We start from the raw sequence: 18,078 nt of genomic DNA, 5'->3' as shown, positions 1-18,078 counted from the left end.
AAGCGCGGGCCGGCCTCAACCGGCCTGAACGTCGACAGCAAAGCGATAGCCATGCCCGTGGCAGGTCTCGACCATCCTCTGGCCGCCACGGGCATCACCCAGCTTACGACGGATGCGGCTGATCAAGGTATCAATAGAGCGATCATTGACTTCACGGCCGGGGGCCCCTGTCGCTTCCAAAAGCTGGTCACGTGTCAGTGGCTGACCTGCCCGAGCAACCAGAACGGCGAGCAAATCAAATTCCGTCGCTGTCATTGAAATCGGATCACCGTCCGGACTGGTCAGCTTGCGCCACAGAAGATCCATTTCCCAACCAGCAAACTTGTACACAACACCGCCGGGAGCTTCCTTGTTCCCGTTCAAACGGCCAAGGACATTACGAACACGAGCCACCAACTCCCTGGGGTGGAAGGGCTTCGTCACGTAATCATCCGCGCCCAGCTCCAGCCCCGTAATGCGATCCCGCGGCTGGGCTCTCGCTGTCACCATAATGATCGGAACCCGTGATTGCTTGCGCACAGAGTGGGCAAGCTGGATGCCATCGCCATCCGGTAAATTCAGGTCAAGGAGGATCAAGTCCACCGTTGCCCTAGCCATGGCCTGACGCATGGCCTCGGCCGTGGATGCACCACTTACAGAATACCCTGCCTCTCGCAGAAACGCAGACAGGAGTGCCTGTGTCGCCGGATCATCTTCGACCAGAAGAATGTGGGCCTGCTCTTTTGTCATGGTTTTCGCCCCCTGATTAAGCGATCCGGACACCGCGCAGCATAATGTGACTCTGTTCAGGAGATATGAAATTTCCGGGGCACTGACAACTGGAAAGTATAATGTCCAGTCAAGAGAGAGTATCTATGCGTTTAATACTTTATAGAAAATCTTCCCTTGGTTTTTTTGGAGCGTATTGGCACAGCCATTAGTCATTACTGGCCGCGCCAATAACTCCCCTGGATTATATAACCGTCAGCATGGAAGCTACCAATGGATGCCTAACGATATCGGATTCGCGTAGCCTTATAACCGACACATCTTCAAGGCTTTCCAACCTGGAGGCAATATCCCGCAGCCCTGAAAGGCCCGGAAGAAGATCCGTCTGATCCGGATCACCGGTCAGAACCATGGTTGAGTTCCAGCCCAGACGGGTCAGCATCATCTTGATCTGGCCGTAGGTGCAGTTTTGCGCCTCATCAATAACGATAAAGGAGTTATTCAGGGTACGCCCCCGCATGTAGGCAACCGGGGCAATTTCTATCGTCCCATCTGCCAACATTTGCCGCAGCTTCTTTGCACCAAGACGATCGTTGAGGGCATCATAAAGAGGGCGCAGATAGGGCGCCAGCTTGTCTTCCATGGCACCGGGCAGGAACCCGAGACTTTCACCGGCCTCGACGGCCGGGCGGGATAGAATAATACGGCCGACCGAACCACTCTCCAATGCTTCAACAGCTTTTGCAACCGCAATGTATGTTTTTCCCGTTCCGGCCGGACCCAGTGCCAGAACAAGATTGCGGGTTTCAACAGCATCCATAAGAAGCGACTGATTATCGCTGTGGGGGCGAATGCGACGGATATAACTTCTGTCACGGCGCTGATCATCCACATCACGCCCACAAGACGAAGCGGTTCCACCCAACGGATCCCAAACCATAGCCTCGGGCATCAAAGCACGAACACGGGAGTTTTCGACCTGTGCAGAACGATGGGTGCGCTTGGCCATAGGCAGAACCTCTCCTGAAAGAGAAAAGGGAAAGAGAGACAGGCACTGTCCCCGTTCCGGAACAATGCCAACAAAAAAGCCCCGTCCAGAAAGTACGGGGCAAGACACGAGTGGAAACAGGGACAAAAAAGAAGACACCAGTACGGATTGGAAGGGTCCCTTCCGCCGACGAAGAAAACGCAGGCGGCAAACCCAACAAAACCCGCAGCAAAGTCATGCCGCAACGAAAGAGGTGGTCCAAACCGGAGATCCTCCGACAGGGGCCGTGATACACTGAATGGTACTTCACAACGCCCGGCAACAACAGGAGCGATCAAGCAGAAAAAGCTGTCAACCGGTCCTGTCCACCGGCCCGGCAGCCCCGGAAGGCCGGTAAAATGACGGTTTATGGGAATAAACAGCCCGGAAAATCGCCGGAGAAACCAGGGCAATAACCGTTGCTCCCCATACAAGAGCATCATCATTACGCCATGTCTCAACAGAGCAGGCAAACAAGACGGCGGGAACGCTTGTCCCGGCCAACCAGACGTCTTCTGGCTTCCCGGGCAGTGCAAACAAGACCCGGGAGTCACGAATCCACAGCAGCACCAGCGCCACAGCCACAATCAGAACCATACTGGCCGGAAAATCACGATAGCGTCCACCAAAAGCAAGACCAAAAGCACTGGTCGCAGCAACAGCCAAGGTCATCCGGTACAAAAGACCATGCCATACACCCAACCCAGGTTCCTTGCTCTGCAAAACAGACAGGAAAGCAACAGCGGAAACAACGGCCAGTAAACCAACGCCCCCATTCACGCCCCACTCCAGCAAAGAGCGGCTGGACAGCACAGAATGACGAGCCAGAAGGGCAATGACTTCCCCCGCAGCCAAGGCCCCAACGACAGAGATGGCAAACCCGACACGATCAATACGTTTGCTTACAAAAACAATAGCGACGAAAATAAAAATACCGGTGCCCAAGGCCACCAAGACCCATTTCACCCAATCCGGATCCTCAACAACCGGTCCCTTCAGCAGAATTTTCGGCTTTCCTCCAGTCTGCTGAAGCCCCCAGTATCCACCAACCGTTCCTTCCTGGTCCCGCTTCCACATCTGGTCAAAGGCTTCGATCAGGTTGACACGCCAACCATTGCTGTCTGCCATATCCAGCACACCACGAATAAAGCGCGTGGCGTTGACAAGACCAGGCTCAGCACCCTCCCGCTGCCTTCCACGGGTTGGCCACCCCGTTTCGCCAATCAGGATATCCTGGCCCACAAAAAGGGCTCCCACGGACTCGCGGACATCGCGCACATGCCGCAAGGCGGTATCAATATCAGCCGGCTCATCCTCCCAGTACGGCAGGATATGCACCGTCACAAAATCAACTTCGTTTTTCAGGACCGCCGCATGCCTGGTCCAGAACTCCCACACATCGGCATAGGTCACAGGCTGGGAAACACGGGACCGCACCTCGCGGAGAAACGCGGCCATCCCTTCAGGAGCCTGCTCGCGCCGTAACAGGACTTCATTGCCAACAATCACGGCCCGAACCGTTTGCGGATGCGCATTGGCTATGGTCACAGCCCGCTCGATCTCGCTCCGGTTATCAACCGGGCTGGATCCAATCCAGATCCCGAGAAGAACATGCATGCCCAGCTTCTCGGCCTCGGCAGCCAGCTGATCCAGACCATTGGATGACGCATAGGTGCGGACACAAGAGGTCAAGGGTTTAAGATGGGCCAGATCTTCGGCCAGACGTTCCCGGGTCACATGGAAAGATGGGTCGAACGGACTCTCGCCATCGCGGAACGGGGCGTAGGAAACGCACGGAACCCGACTCATGGAGGAATCCGGAACATCAACCGGTATGCCGGGGCGGACAAGCACACCGGCAAGAACCAGAACAGCAACAACCAACCCCGCCAGAACGTAACCACGCCCCATGATTCTTGCACCCGAAAAACAGAAAGACAGACCTTGTTTGGTAAACATATTTCACGCCCCGCGAAAGCAAAAATATCGCCACACCCACCCCCTGTGTTCAGCAGGCGTAACGCAGACACACAACAAGACGGCCGGGTTGCCGACAGAAAATTGGTGTGATACAGGCTTGCAGCCAATTATCCGGGTCCGGAGCATTTTGTCATGACCGTTACACCAATCCCTCTGCCCATGCCATCCTTGCCGGCACAGTTTCAGGGACGGGACTGGAGCATACCCAGAACAGACTGGACACGACACGATGTTGAAACCCTGTTTGACATGCCGTTCATTGATCTGGTCAGCTTGGCGCAGAGCATACATCGCAGCTGGTTTGATCCCAACACAATCCAGCGATCGACCCTTGTCAACATAAAGACCGGGGCCTGCCCCGAGGACTGCAAGTACTGCTCCCAGTCAAGAACGGCCAAAGCCAAGCTGAAGGTTGAACCTTTAATGGGGGTTGAAGAAGTTCGCACCGCAGCCCGCAAGGCCCGCGAGAACGGCGCGACCCGCTTGTGCATGGGGGCAGCCTGGCGCCAGCTTCGCGAACGGGATCTGCCAACCATTGTCGAGATGATCGGCGCGGTGAAAGAAGAAGGCATGCAGACCTGCATGACCCTCGGCATGTTGAAACCGGAACTGGCCAATGCATTGGCCGAGGCGGGTCTGGACTACTATAATCATAACGTCGATACCTCGCCCGAATACTACAAAAGTATCATTTCATCCCGTACCTACGAGAATCGTCTTGATACGCTGAAGGCCGTGCGGGAAGCCGGCATCCGGGTTTGCTCCGGCGGGATTGTCGGTCTCGGAGAAAGCCGGGCAGATCGGGCCGGCATGCTGCATACACTGGCAACGCTGGAGACGCACCCCAACAGCGTGCCCATCAACATGCTGGTTGAAATCAAGGGAACTGCCTTGGCCGACGAAGGAAAAGGGGGGAACGTCGACCCTCTGGAGTTTGTCCGCACCATCGCCGTTGCACGTATCCTGATGCCGCGTTCGGTTGTTCGCCTCTCGGCAGGCCGCCATGCCATGGATGACAGCACACAGGCTCTTGCCTTCATGGCTGGTGCCAATTCCATTTTCTACGGCGAAGAATTGCTGACAACAGAAAATAGCCCGACAGCACGGGACAATGACCTTCTGGCCCGACTGGGGATAACCCCCATGGCACAAAATCCCAACGACTGAGAACAAGAACCCGGGAATCTGAATCCCGGGTCAGAAGGGCCAGAACAAGGGAATAATCAGAACCGAGACCAAGCCAATAATCGCGTTCAACGGGGCACCGATCTTCAGAAAATCGGTAAAACGATAACCCCCTGCCGTATAAACCATGGTGTTGGTCTGATAACCGATCGGCGTTGCAAAACTTGCAGATGCCCCGAACATGACGGCAACGACAAGGGGCCGTGGGTCAATGCCGATCTCGACCCCCAGATTATAAGCAATCGGCGTCATCAGAACAGCCACCGCATTGTTGGTGATGATCTCGGTCATGAGTGACACGATGACGTATACAACAATCAGCAAGACCCATGGCGAATGCCCATGTAAATAAGGTGCCATCGCGCCAACAACCACCTTTATAGCCCCTGTCTTTTCCAACGTCAGACCAACAGCCAACATCCCGAAAATAAGAACCAGTATGCGCCAGTCTACCGCTTGGTACGCTTCATCCACATCAACGCAGCGCGTCAAAAGAACAAGAGCCACCGCAATAAGCGCCAGCGCTGAAATCTCTGCAACACCAAGAGCGGATAAGGCAATAACAGCCAACATAATGAGGACAACAAAAGGAGCTTTGGTCCTGCGGAAAGGACGGTCCTTGGGTTCAGACAAGTTAATCAGCCCCTGATCAGTGGACAAGCGTTCCAGATCCTCGGCTGACCCTTCCATCAAGACTGTGTCACCCACTTGAAGAACAACAGAATCAAGATCCCGGGAGACATTTTCACCGGCGCGATGAACAGCCAAGGGATAAACACCATAACGCCGACGAAGACGTAGATTGCCAACAGGATGCCCCGCCATTGGCGACCCCGGCCCAACCAGTCCCTCAGCAATGGTTGCCTGACGCGCAATCAGTGGCTCAAGCGCATGCGCACCTGGAAACTCAACCTTGCTGTCATCGCGCAGAGATATGACCTCACCGGCTCGTGTTTTCAGGATCACGCGATCCCCTGCTTCAAGAACCACGCTGTTAAGGTCCCGACGCAGGGATTCTTCACCGCGAACCACATCAATCAGGCGCCCATCTGCACGACGAAACAAGTTGACCTCAACAGCAAGGCTGCCGATCAATGGAGAATCATAGGGAATAACAACCTCGGTAATAAAACGGGGGCCAGACCGGTTGCTAACAAGCGTACTGAGACTCTGCCGGTCGGGAAGAAGACGGGGAGCAACCAGGACCACATAAATCATACCGGCAATGGCCATCAGGACACCGGCCCCGCTGATCTCGAAGATCCCGAATGGCTCCATCCCAAGCCCTTGGGCTACACCATCCACCAACAGGTTGGTTGATGTTCCGATCATGGTACAAGTACCGCCCATAATCGTGGCATAGGACAAGGGAATCAGAAACTTTGACGGTGACTGCTGAAGGGAAACCGCCAAACCGATCACAACCGGGATCATGACAATCACAACCGGCGTGTTATTGACGAAGGCCGACATCAACATCGTGCCTCCCATCAACAAGCTGATTGCCACGGTTGGTCGCGAGCGGGCAATACGGTGGATAACACCGCCAAAGGCTTCAATAGCACCGGTACGCACAAGGGCACCAGACAGGATAAACATGGCCGCAATAGTTGCCGGAGCACTGTTGGAAAAGACCGAAAAAACTTCCTTGATGGTCAGCAAATCAAGGATCAAAAGCAAAGCCACGGCCGCGACAGCAACAACATCCGGCGGCCACTTCTCCCATACGAAGGCGGCAAGCAGAAGCACCAAGAAGCCAAGAGCCACATAGGGAGCAAGGGCACCGAACCCATATAACATGCCCTTCAGCCCCCCGACAGTCATGATACCCAGGGCAGCAATGCTACCAAAGAGTGCGTTATTGGGGCAATAAAACTGTTAGCGCGAGGACCTGTCGGAAACAACAGGCTCTGCCACCAGCGCAGATCCCTCGAGATCCTTACCGGAATGGCTTGCTCCCTCACTCTGCGGCTTGACGGGAACGAACACACAACGAGGGGAACGCGCAACAGCAACAACCATGATGGTTGCCGCCACCGCACCGTAGTCCGCATTGTAAAATACCAGCGCCATCAGAGTCAGAGCCAAAGCAGGAACCATGACAGCCGGGCGCCGGATCCAGAGCGCCAACCCGGCCACCGGGATCGACAGGATGCCCAGCGCCTTGGTGTACATCAGGATGCCCAGACTGGACCGCAGGGAACATTGAAATGACACGGACCCAAGAGCACAGGCGTGGGACATTGCTTCATCCTGCAGCCAGAAATAACGCGCCGAAAGCAGCAAGATCAGGAGAAAAAAGAAAGCCGGGACAACAGGCATCCGGGCCGGATGTAACAATGCCTTCGCAAGATCTTTCCACAACATGCAAAACCTGCCACTGTGTCAATGCAATACACGCCGAACATGGACAGAGCGTTGATAACCTCATAGATCCTGGCCAAAGCTCTGAAATAAACTCGACACTTTGAACAAAAAACACGTGAAAGAGGTTATAAACGTCCAATGATACACGCGAGAAGGGTTATCGCGGTTTTGCGCTGCCATGTCAAAAGACAAAGCGGGATAGCATGAGCCTCATGAACCGGTTTGGCTTGTCCGGATCTCCTTTTCCGCTGTTCCCGGATCCACAGCGGTGGTTTCCTTTGCGATCGTCTGTGGCTACACTGGAACATTTGCAGGCTCGCTTGCATGACGGGGATAGGCTCCTGACCCTGACAGGGCCGGAAGGCATCGGTAAAAGCACACTGTGCGCCAAGCTGCTGCGTGAAGTACCCTCACCCCTCTCGGCCCTCTGCATAACCATTCCCGGCGACAACAACAGCAACAGCCTGGAACGTCTCCTTCTGGGCGCTCTGTCACACGGCGTACACCCGGAGGGTGAAGGCGAAGAACATGACATGATCATCAGGCTTCTGCTCGGCCGACGCCTTGGCCGGACACCGTGCCTGGTCATTATCGACGATGCCCATTATCTGCCATCCCGCGCCTTGCTGTTTCTGCACAGCCTTCTGGCCATGCACCGGGAAGGAGGCCCCATCCTGAGAGTTGTTCTGTGTGGTGCGGATGACCTCCTTCCACGACTGACACACCCCCTCTTCCGCGCACTGTCCTCACTCCCGACGCACTTTCTCAGCTTGCAGCCGATGAATGCAGGAGAAACAATTGCGTATATAGACCATCACCTGAACCTGGCTGTCTTGCCGGATCATCCACCAGCACGCCCTTTTTCTCCCGAAGCACTGGGCATCCTGGTTGTGGACAGTCAGGGGCTGCCAGGACGCATCAACCGGCTGTGTGACAAGGCGTTGCACGCCGCAGCACAACGCGGGGATACACTCGTCCGGCCTGAAGATCTGGGATACCAATCCGCCTTCACATCCACCCATGGTCAGAAGAAACAGGTGGGCATAACCCACGCCTCAATTCTTGCAGGATTGGGCGGTATGATTGCGGGGGCTCTGATCGCGGCACTCTTCACGGGAATAATCCCGTGGCTTGATAGCAACAGTGAACTGGAACCGATAGCCTTGGACAAGGACGGTTCCTCCCTGTTGACAGGGACCCGGGCACACCCGCCTCTTTCGATTGTACTGACCGAGAAACCAGATCCCATGGCACCACCGCCGCAGCTTGACGGTCATCAGGACGAGACCGGATCCAGCACAGCCTGCCGCGATCAGCAAGGCCGCTGGTTATGGTCATCAACAGCTTGCCCCAACAACCCCGATTCAGCAGTAAAACCCTGATGTACGCCGCCATCCGTTCATGCCTGCTCCTGCTTGCCCTTGTCACCGGGATTGCCGCACCATCCGGTGCCACAGAGCACACAAGCTCCCGAAAGGCATCCCCGACACATGCCCTTGCCATGCACGGGGCACCCAAATATCCGGAACACTTCCAGCATTTTGACTACGTCAACCCGGATGCGCCAAAAGGCGGCATCCTGCGTATGACACATGCTTATGCCTTTAACAGCCTGAACCCCTTCATCATGAAAGGGATAGCCGCACCGGGACTTGCACCGCTTGGCAGCAGCTATCTCTACGCATCCCTTATGGTCCAGAGCAAGGATGAACCCTTTACTGAATACGGATACCTGGCAGAAAGCGTCGAGCTTGCCGACGATCGCAGCTGGGTTGCCTTCAACCTGCGGCCACAGGCCACGTTCCACGATGGAACACCTGTTATGGCCGATGACGTTGTTTTCAGCTTCAACACCCTGCGCGAGAAGGGACGGCCGCTGTATCGTTCCTACTGGGGCAACATAACACGTGTGGAAGCAACCGGACCAAGACGGGTGCTGTTCACCTTTGACGGCACACGCAACCGCGAGCTTCCCTTGATTTTGGGGCAACTTCCCGTCTTCTCCAGGGCAGACTGGAATGGACACGACTTTGAACGCAGCGGCCTACGGATTCCCCTTGGGAATGGGCCCTATCGCATTGCCACGGTCGAAAGCGGGCGGCGCATCGTGTGGGAACGTGTTGAAAACTGGTGGGGACATACGGTCCCGGCCCTGCGCGGCCACTACAACTTTGATACAATCCGGGTGGATATTTATCAGGATGACACGGTAGCCAAGGAAGCCCTGAAGGCTGGAAAAGTTGACATCCGTATCGTTCGCAGCGCACGGGAATGGGCACGGGACTATCCGGAAACCGGGAAAGCAGACAGCCCACTGACCCGAATTGCTATCAAGAACCATAGCCCATCTGGTATGCAGGGGTTTGTCTTCAATACACGCCGCCCACACTTCGCTGATCCCAAGGTACGTGAAGCCCTGATCCAGGCATTTGATTTCGAATGGACCAACGCCAACCTGTCTTTCGGGCTTTACAAACGGACCCGAAGCTACTTTGGAAACTCCGACCTGGAAGCAACAGGGGAGCCAGGTCCGGAAGAACGAATCCTGCTGGAACCTTGGCGTGACCAGATCCCTGCACGTGTTTTCGGACCAGTCTGGGAACCTCCCCGCACAGACACCCCGGGTGGCCTGCGCGCCAATCTGAAACGGGCCCTGACCCTGCTGGACGAGGCCGGTTACGAGGTGCGCAACAACGTTATGGTGTCCCGCAAAACCGGACAACCACTGACCTTCGAGATTCTGCTCCACCATCCCGCTTGGGAGAAGGTAACGCGCCCCCTGCTCCAGAATCTGTCACGGCTGGGCATCCACGCCACCATGCGCACCATCGATCCGGCACAACACCTGACCAGACGAAACCAATATGATTACGACATGATTGTTGATGCCTGGTTCCAGAGCCTTTCACCCGGCAATGAGCAGTATGACTTTTTTGCCAGTCACGGGGCGGACAATCCCGGAGGACGCAACTTGGCTGGAATAAGGAATCCGGCCGTCGATGCCATGATCGGAAAAATGGTGCAGGCCAATACCCGCACCGAGCTTGTAGCCGCAAGCCGGGCCCTGGACCGGATCCTGCGCTGGAGCTTTCTGTGCATCCCGCAATGGTACAAAAATGAAACCCTGTACGTAGCAACCCGACAGATCCAAACGCCCGAGATGAATGTCCTGCACCCCGTCACCGACCCGGATATTTTCTGGTACGCCCCGCAATCCTCCTGACGGAACCAAGCACCATGGTATCCTATATTCTGCGCCGTCTAATGCTTATACCATTGACCCTGCTGGGAATCATGACGGTCAACTTCTTTGTCATCCAGACCGCACCCGGGGGACCGGTCGAACAGACACTGCTGATGATGGCCGAAGCAACCGGTGGCTTGGCTTCTGAATCCGGGGCGGGGGACACAACCCTGTACCGCGGGAAACAGGGGCTGGACAATGAACACATTGAACACATCCGCAAACAATTCGGCTTTGACCGCCCGCTTCACGAACGCTACCTGATGATGCTGGCTGACTATGCCCGCTTCGAGCTGGGTGAGAGCTTTTATCAGTCCAAACCCGTCACCGAGATGGTGATCGATGCTCTTCCGGTTTCGATCTCCCTTGGGGTGTTGTCGACCCTGATCATCTATATCATTTCCATTCCCTTGGGCATCCTGAAAGCCATTCGCAGCGGCAGCCGCCTTGATGGTATCAGCAGCTGGATTGTTGTTGTGGGTTATGCAGTTCCGTCATTTATGTTTGCGATCCTGTTTATTATCTTTCTGGCCGGTGGTCGCTTTCTGGACTGGTTTCCGATGCGAGGAATGGCTTCGGATGACTTTCATACGCTGTCATGGGCAAGACAGGTCCTGGACTGGTTATGGCACATGACCCTGCCCGTTACAGCCATGGTGATGAGCGGCTTTGCCAGCCTGACCCTTCTGACCCGCAACTCTTTTCTGGAAGAAATCAGCAAACAGTACGTCATCACCGCACGGGCCAAGGGTCTGATCGAGCGGCGGGTTCTGTACGGGCATGTCTTCCGCAATGCCATGCTGATTGTGATCGCCGGCTTCCCCGCCACGCTGATTGCCATGTTCCTGACCGGAAGCATCCTGATCGAGAGCATCTTCTCGCTCAATGGTCTTGGTCTTCTCGGCTTTGAAGCTGTTGTCCGGCGCGACTATCCGGTCGTATTCGGCAGCCTGTATATTTTTGGCCTGATCGGCCTTGTCATGAATCTGACCAGCGACATCGCCCTGCACCTGGTTGACCCGCGGATCACATTCGAGTCTGCCCCATGAGCACAATCCATCAAACACCTTGGCAAAGACGGCTGGACGCCTTCCGTGCACAAAATCGCAGCCTGTGGAGTCTGCGCATTTTGGGCATCCTGTTTCTGCTCAGTCTGTGTGCCGAGTTCCTGTCCAACGACCGCCCCCTGCTTGTTTTCTACGATGACAGGATCTATACGCCGGTGATAACCGATTACCCTGAAACAACGTTCGGCGGCTTCCTGCCCACCTACACAGATTACCACGACCCGGAGGTCGGGGGCCTGATCAATGCCAAAGGGTTTGCCCTGTGGCCTCCCCTGCGTTTTTCCTACAACACCATAGACACACGCACACACGAACCCCCACCGGTCCCTCCCGGCTGGCTTCACCCCCTGGGAACCGATGGGCAGGGGCAGGATATTCTGGCCCAGATACTGTACGGTTTCCGCAGCTCCATGCTTTTCAGCCTGACCCTGACCACCCTGTCGGTTGGCATCGCCATTATGATCGGAGCCCTGCAGGGTTTCTATGGCGGTCACATTGATCTTTTCGGCCAGCGCGCCCTGGAAATATGGAGCGGGCTTCCCCAATTGTTCATCCTGATTATCCTGGCCAGCCTGATTGCTCCCTCATTCTGGAGCATTCTTCTGGTATTGGCCCTGTTTTCCTGGACAAGTCTGGTTGGTCTGGTCCGGGCCGAGGTTCTGAAAGTGCGGGCGCAGGACTACGTGCGTGCAGCGCGCGCCCTTGGTGCCGGCAATACCCGTATTCTATGGTGTCACATCCTTCCCAACGCCCTGACAGCATCCCTGACCATGGCTCCTTTCCTGCTGGCCGGCAGCATTGTGACACTTGCCGCGCTGGATCTGATTGGCTACGGGCTGCCCTCGACATCCGCCTCTCTCGGTGCGCTGCTGAAGCAGGGAAAAGAAAGCCTGGATGCCCCTTGGATTGGCATCAGTGGCTTCATCACCCTGGCTTCCTGCCTGACCATGCTGATCTTTGTCGGAGAAGGTATCCGCGATGCCCTTGATCCAAGGCACAAGGCCGGGCAGGGTGAGCCATGAGCCTGCAGCAGAATGCCCCATCGGCCACACAGCCGATCCTGTCCATACGGGATCTCCATATTTGTACGCACGGACGGGACATCCCTGTTGACCTCGTCAGGGGACTATCACTGGACATCGCACACGGCGAGACACTGGCCCTGGTCGGGGAGTCAGGCTGCGGAAAATCCATGACCGCCTTGTCGGTCCTTCGCCTTTTGCCACCGGGCGTCCGGATACGCTCCGGGTCAATCCACCTCAAGGGACAGGATCTTGCCGGAGCAAACGACGCAAGGCTGCGCGAAATCCGCGGCAACCGGGTCGGCATGATTTTTCAGGAACCGATGAACAGCCTGAATCCGCTTCATACCATCGGACGCCAGATTGCCGAGTCCCTGCATATCCACCAGACCATAAGGCGGAATGCTATCCGGTCTCGGGTTATCGAACTGCTGGACATGGTAGGATTGCCAAACCCGCAATCACGTCTGCGGGCTTTTCCGCACGAACTGTCAGGGGGCCAGCGCCAAAGGGTCATGATCGCCATGGCGCTGGCCAATGCGCCGGATCTCCTGATTGCTGATGAGCCCACCACAGCCCTGGATGTCACAATTCAGGCGCAGATCCTGTCCCTTCTGAAAGACATGCAAAAGCAGCTGGGAATGGCGATCCTGTTCATCACGCATGATCTGGGAATTGTGCGGCGGATTGCCGATCGGGCTTGCGTCATGAAGGATGGTGAACTGGTCGAGGAACGCCCAACGCCAGACCTGTTCTCCACTCCACAGCACCCCTTCACCCGCCATCTTTTGTCCTCTGGCCCATCCGGGCACAAAGATCCGGTTGCTCCAGATGCACCGGTTGTTCTGGACGTACAGAACATGCAGGTGCGCTTTCCGCTACGGCATGGTCTTTTTGGCTTGGCCCGACACTGGAACACGGTCGTCAATGATGTTTCCCTGACTCTGCGTCAGGGCCAGACCTTGGGGATTGTCGGGGAGTCCGGATCGGGGAAAACAACATTGGCCATGGCCATACTACGGCTGGTCAAGGCGCAGGGTCGCATCGTCTGCCTGGGTCATGCACTGGACGGACTACCAGAGAAAGCCCTGCGTCCGTTCCGACGTTCGATGCAAATCGTGTTTCAAGATCCATGGGGATCACTCAGCCCACGCATGACTGTACGGGATATCATAGGCGAGGGCCTTGATATTCACTGCCCCGGCAACAAACAGGATCGTGAGGCAGCCATTCAGGCCATCCTGGACGAGGTTGGCCTGACACCGGACCATGCAGACCGTTACCCCCATGAATTTTCCGGCGGGCAACGTCAAAGGATTGGCATCGCACGTGCCTTGGTACTCAAACCCAGACTTCTGGTTCTGGATGAACCCACCAGCGCCCTGGACGTCTCTATCCAGGCACAGATTATCGCCCTTCTGCGTAATCTCCAGCAGCGCCATCACCTGTCCTGCTTGTTCATAAGCCACGATTTGCGGGCCGTTCGCGCCTTGGCAGACACCATTCTGGTCATGAAGAACGGACAGGCGGTGGAATATGGCCCAACCAACACCGTGCTGAAAGATCCACAGCACCCCTATACGCAAACCCTTCTGGCCGCTGCCTTCCTGGATCAGACACCTGAATACGGAAAAAACGACATCCGTTTTCCGGAACCTGACAATATTATAGGAGAGTCTTAACTTTCGCGGGCGATACTCGCATACTGTGCTGGATTGTATGGCAGGCCCTGTCAACCGGTACCGGTATTGACGGGCATGTCTGCTCACCTTGGCTGCGGAAAACCGGATGACCGAGCAGTTTCGCCTGAAAGATGACCCGACGCTGCAGACCGTGGGCGGTCTGCGCCCGATTACCAATGACGCTGCATTTACAGTGCAGGTAGAGATTTCGGTTATGCTGGGCAAGTCGATGCTGCGGGTGCACCAGCTGCTGAAACTGGGCCGCGGTGCCGTGGTCGAGCTGGATCAGAAGACCGATGAGCCGGTGGAAATTTATGCCAACGGCATACTGGTAGCCCGTGGCGAGGTGGTGATTACCGAAGGGGACAAGATCGGCGTGACCCTGACAGAGCTTGTCCACTCTGTCTACGCGACCTGACACACTGTCTGTAGAGAATCAACGGCAGAAATGCAGGGTGATCAAGCATTAAGCCCTTCTGCTTCCGTCGCCGCAGCGCCGATAATATCGCCGAACTCACTTAGAAACACCGACCCCTTGACCGTACGCAAAATAAGAACGCTGCGGCGGTCATGGTCGTCCATCTTGCGCTTGAGCAAGCCATAGTCAGCAAGCCGATCCACAGCCCTGGTAATGGCGGGCTTGGAAACATTCAGTTCTGCCGCAAGCCCCCGTACGGTATGAGGAGGAGGCGTCAGATAAACCGTCAGCAACAGGGCCATCTGGCGGGCAGACAAGTCCGGTGCCTCCCGACGAACACTCTCGACAATCGCACCGCGCCATAGATCAAGCGCCTCTACAGCTGAAATCTTGATATCCATTTCCCACCCGACGTTACCAGGAAACTCGACCTCATGGCCTTGCGTCTATTTTGCATGCAACGGTCACATCGGCCAACGCCCGAAAAAAGAACAGAAACATTCAGCATCCGGAACGACTGCCTTGCCAAGGCTCAACAGAATGGAGAAAAAAGACAAACATAATTGCATGCTGCTAAATACGCTGTACAAAACGATCCTGCAGTACGGAAAAGATTGCTTTCAGCGTCATGGCTTCTCCACCAACCGGACGACCGGGACGCGCTTTCTGATTCCAGGCAAATAGATCTATATGAGCCCACGGCGTGGAATCCGACACAAAAGACTGCAGGAACAGGGCTGCCGTAATGGCACCAGCCATCCCCCCCTCCGGTGCATTGTCCAGATCCGCAATACGGCTCTCGATCATGGAGCGGTAACCATCCCACAACGGCATATGCCACAAGGGATCATGCTCGCGCTGCCCCGCTGCAACAAGGTCAGCGGCCAACGTATCCTGGTTGGAAAAAAGTGCCGGAAGTTCCGGCCCCAGGGCAACACGTGCTGCGCCGGTCAGGGTAGCAAAGTCAATCATCAGCTCCGGCTTCTCACTATCCCCTTCGGCAAGGGCATCAGCAAGGATCAACCGACCTTCCGCATCTGTATTGGATATTTCAACGGTCAGCCCCTTGCGGGTTCTTAGAATATCACCCGGACGCATGGCATTGCCTGCCACGGCATTGTCCACAGCCGGTACCAGAACCCTGAGCCGAACCGGCAGCCGGGCATCCATGACCAAGCCGGCCAACGCCATGGCATGCGCGGCTCCGCCCATATCCTTCTTCATCAGGCGCATACCGGAAAAGGGCTTGAGATCAAGACCGCCCGTATCAAAGCACACCCCCTTGCCAACCAAGGTCAGCCTGGGCGCAGATGGATCACCCCACCGTATGTCAATCAGACGCGGAGCGCGCGGCGAGGCACGCCCAACCATATAAATGGCCGGATAGTTGCGATCTGACAGAGCCTCCCCCACAATAACCTCGAGAGAAGCCCCATAGCGTTGGGCCAAACCACGGGCGGCATCCTCCAGTTCGGACGGCCCCATATCCTCCGCCGGTGTATTAACCAGGTCACGAACCCACTCAATAGCCCCAACCCAGCGACCCACAGCCGCACGATCAACGCCTGCGGGCCAGACCATACGGGCAGGTACACTCTCCTCCTGACGGCGATAGCGATTGAAGCTATAAGCTCCCAAAGCCCATGCAAGACAGAACCGTACGGCATCATCTGGATCTCGCACACCATCAAGGGACCAGATTCCAGCCGGAAGAGACAAAGGGAGATCAGACAGGGCCCACGGATCAAGGCCATTGCCAAGACCTACCAAGGCACCGGATACAGATCCATCCCCGGACGGCAAGAGGCACATCTCGCCCACCCCGGCAGTAAATCCAGATGCTGCGGCAAAAGAAGGGAGATCGTCCCCCGCCAGGACCAAACGAACCGGACGAACCACAGAAGGCGCGTCTATCTCTGTTGGGCTGACAAAAACCGAAAGAGGCATTTCTATCCTGTCTGTTTAGCGTACTTCAAAAGCAACAAGACTCGCACTCAATCGCCTTTGCCCATGTCAGTGTAAGCCTTGCGTGCCCCATCATGAAGGGGAATACCAAGCCCGTCCCGGGCCGTATCCGGAGACATGGAAGCTGCCCGCGGATGCCCCTTGCTGTAAAGGATCAAGTGACTTGGATGCCACATGGACCGGGTAATGGCCTCAACAAAATCCGCAGGCGTGCGCGTGGTCGTAACCAGAAGGGCGCCGACTGTAACGGTACGTATCGGCTTGCCACCCATACCAGCATAGACATCTTCCGGTATTTCCCCTTTTGAAAAGAATGGATAACGCCCGACAAGGCGTTCCACAGCCGGTCCTTCAATTGGAACGAGGCGTGCGGATCCGCTGTCCAGCAAACGCACAATTAGCTGCGTCGGAGCCCCGGAAACAAAAAACATGGCGTCCAGGGAACCGGCGATAAGATCATCTGCATCCTCCCCTGGTTTTTTATAAATCGGCTTGATGTCACCCATACTGATCCCGAAGGCTTCAAGAATAATGTGGGAGCCCACCAAGGTACCGGATCCCTCCTCTCCGACACCTATACGCTTCCCTTTCAGTCCCGCCACCGATGTTATGCCCGAATCCGCACGCACAGCCAGATGAACGGCTTCCGGATACAGACGGGCAATCGCCCTGAGTTCGGTGACAGCCCCCTTTCCCTTGTAAAGCCCGGAGCCACTTTGAGCCCAGAAAGCGACATCTGCCTGCACAAGGGCAAAGTCAAGGTCCCCACGCGCCAGTCCTTCCACGTTCTCAACGGATCCATTTGTTGATTGTGCAACTGCAATCAATCCGGGCACCCCACAACTCCCGCCCCGGTCGCAGGGGCGCGAGCCCGGTGGGTTGGATAGTGCGTTTGCAATCAATCCCCCAACGGGAAAGTACGTTCCACCGGTTGGACCCGTACCAATACGTACAAAGCGGACATCCGCGCTTCCCTTGGCCTTGCTGTCAGACTCGCCGGCACAAGCAGGGTAGATCAAAGCCATGGCGCAGGCGAGAATCACACCAGCGACCACCAGTCCCCGCCATCCGGAAAACGCAGACACAACAAACACGATAAACCTCCGGAAGGAAAAAACGACCGGGACCAAGCACCAGGGCGAGGAGACACCCTGAAAAAACAATGACGAAACAGATAGTAATACAAACATGAGCCCATCAAAACGGCCATAGACATTTTTGGTCCACCGGGACCAGAGAATTCCCGCAAAAGTAGTTTCTCTTTGAGGGATTGTCTTTCCCCTGACAATCCTGTATAGGGATCGGCTCTGTTTGCGAGCGGCGAGGCTGTGCATCAGGCTGCGCGGCAGTCAAGGTGCCGGGCATGCCCACCCGCAGCAACAGAAGCCCGGCCCACATGTGGAACCGGGCAGG

Annotated in this window: 15 protein-coding genes; 7 read left to right on the top strand and 8 right to left on the bottom strand. The window is 56.1% G+C overall.

Annotated elements, in window-relative coordinates:
• Positions 1–15: 15 nt before the first annotated feature.
• From HEQ72_RS04815 to HEQ72_RS04805, 3 genes are all read right to left on the bottom strand, one after another.
• Positions 16–729, bottom strand: a complete 714-nt coding sequence (locus HEQ72_RS04815) for a response regulator transcription factor (protein WP_066132907.1) — start codon at positions 727–729, stop codon at positions 16–18.
• A gap of 223 nt (positions 730–952) precedes the next feature.
• Positions 953–1,717 carry a PhoH family protein gene (locus HEQ72_RS04810; RefSeq protein WP_168022720.1) on the bottom strand — a complete coding sequence of 255 codons (765 nt, stop codon included), beginning with the start codon at positions 1,715–1,717 and terminating at the stop codon, positions 953–955.
• Between the two features lie 330 nt (positions 1,718–2,047).
• Positions 2,048–3,646, bottom strand: a complete 1,599-nt coding sequence (locus tag HEQ72_RS04805; protein WP_168022719.1) for a hypothetical protein — start codon at positions 3,644–3,646, stop codon at positions 2,048–2,050.
• A 201-nt stretch (positions 3,647–3,847) separates the two neighbouring features.
• On the opposite strand from HEQ72_RS04805, the gene bioB reads away from it, so the two are divergent.
• Positions 3,848–4,882, top strand: a complete 1,035-nt coding sequence (gene bioB, locus HEQ72_RS04800; protein ID WP_168020154.1) for a biotin synthase BioB — start codon at positions 3,848–3,850, stop codon at positions 4,880–4,882.
• A gap of 30 nt (positions 4,883–4,912) precedes the next feature.
• Here bioB and HEQ72_RS04795 read toward each other — a convergent pair whose 3' ends face one another.
• Together HEQ72_RS04795 and HEQ72_RS04790 are read right to left on the bottom strand one after the other, a co-directional pair.
• Positions 4,913–6,724, bottom strand: a complete 1,812-nt coding sequence (locus HEQ72_RS04795) for an SLC13 family permease (RefSeq protein WP_245184162.1) — start codon at positions 6,722–6,724, stop codon at positions 4,913–4,915.
• 54 nt (positions 6,725–6,778) lie between these two features.
• A complete protein-coding gene (locus tag HEQ72_RS04790; protein ID WP_209316189.1) occupies positions 6,779–7,144 on the bottom strand; it encodes a hypothetical protein in 366 nt (121 codons plus the stop codon).
• A 326-nt stretch (positions 7,145–7,470) separates the two neighbouring features.
• Between HEQ72_RS04790 and HEQ72_RS04785 the strand changes: the two genes are divergently transcribed.
• From HEQ72_RS04785 to HEQ72_RS04760, 6 genes are all read left to right on the top strand, one after another.
• Positions 7,471–8,649: an ExeA family protein gene (locus tag HEQ72_RS04785; protein WP_168020151.1), complete on the top strand. Its 1,179-nt coding sequence runs from the start codon at positions 7,471–7,473 to the stop codon at positions 8,647–8,649.
• Complete coding sequence (locus HEQ72_RS04780; protein WP_168022717.1) at positions 8,649–10,490, top strand: extracellular solute-binding protein; 1,842 nt, start codon at positions 8,649–8,651, stop codon at positions 10,488–10,490. The genes HEQ72_RS04785 and HEQ72_RS04780 overlap by 1 nt, the downstream gene beginning before the upstream one ends.
• Before the next feature lie 14 nt (positions 10,491–10,504).
• Positions 10,505–11,560 (top strand): microcin C ABC transporter permease YejB, encoded by a 1,056-nt coding sequence (locus tag HEQ72_RS04775; protein ID WP_168022716.1) that lies wholly within the window; start codon positions 10,505–10,507, stop codon positions 11,558–11,560.
• A complete protein-coding gene (locus tag HEQ72_RS04770) occupies positions 11,557–12,600 on the top strand; it encodes an ABC transporter permease (protein ID WP_168022715.1) in 1,044 nt (347 codons plus the stop codon). The genes HEQ72_RS04775 and HEQ72_RS04770 overlap by 4 nt, the downstream gene beginning before the upstream one ends.
• On the top strand, positions 12,597–14,282 hold the full coding sequence (locus tag HEQ72_RS04765) for an ABC transporter ATP-binding protein (protein WP_168022714.1): 1,686 nt from the start codon (positions 12,597–12,599) through the stop codon (positions 14,280–14,282). The genes HEQ72_RS04770 and HEQ72_RS04765 overlap by 4 nt, the downstream gene beginning before the upstream one ends.
• A gap of 106 nt (positions 14,283–14,388) precedes the next feature.
• Positions 14,389–14,700 carry a FliM/FliN family flagellar motor switch protein gene (locus tag HEQ72_RS04760; RefSeq protein ID WP_066132936.1) on the top strand — a complete coding sequence of 104 codons (312 nt, stop codon included), beginning with the start codon at positions 14,389–14,391 and terminating at the stop codon, positions 14,698–14,700.
• A 41-nt stretch (positions 14,701–14,741) separates the two neighbouring features.
• Here HEQ72_RS04760 and HEQ72_RS04755 read toward each other — a convergent pair whose 3' ends face one another.
• The 3 genes from HEQ72_RS04755 to HEQ72_RS04745 all read right to left on the bottom strand — a co-directional run bounded on the left by HEQ72_RS04755 (position 14,742) and on the right by HEQ72_RS04745 (position 17,759).
• Entirely contained in the window at positions 14,742–15,101 is a 360-nt protein-coding gene (locus tag HEQ72_RS04755) for a MarR family winged helix-turn-helix transcriptional regulator (RefSeq protein WP_066132937.1), read from the bottom strand.
• Between the two features lie 172 nt (positions 15,102–15,273).
• Positions 15,274–16,647: a leucyl aminopeptidase family protein gene (locus tag HEQ72_RS04750; protein WP_168022713.1), complete on the bottom strand. Its 1,374-nt coding sequence runs from the start codon at positions 16,645–16,647 to the stop codon at positions 15,274–15,276.
• A gap of 47 nt (positions 16,648–16,694) precedes the next feature.
• Positions 16,695–17,759 (bottom strand): TAXI family TRAP transporter solute-binding subunit, encoded by a 1,065-nt coding sequence (locus HEQ72_RS04745; protein WP_168022712.1) that lies wholly within the window; start codon positions 17,757–17,759, stop codon positions 16,695–16,697.
• Positions 17,760–18,078: the final 319 nt, after the last annotated feature.

Origin of the sequence: Haematospirillum sp. 15-248 (genome assembly GCF_012102665.1) — a bacterium.
Classification (GTDB): domain Bacteria; phylum Pseudomonadota; class Alphaproteobacteria; order Rhodospirillales; family Rhodospirillaceae; genus Haematospirillum.
The sequence above is the reverse complement of the archived record's forward strand: the minus strand, read 5'-3'. Positions and strand labels throughout refer to the sequence as shown.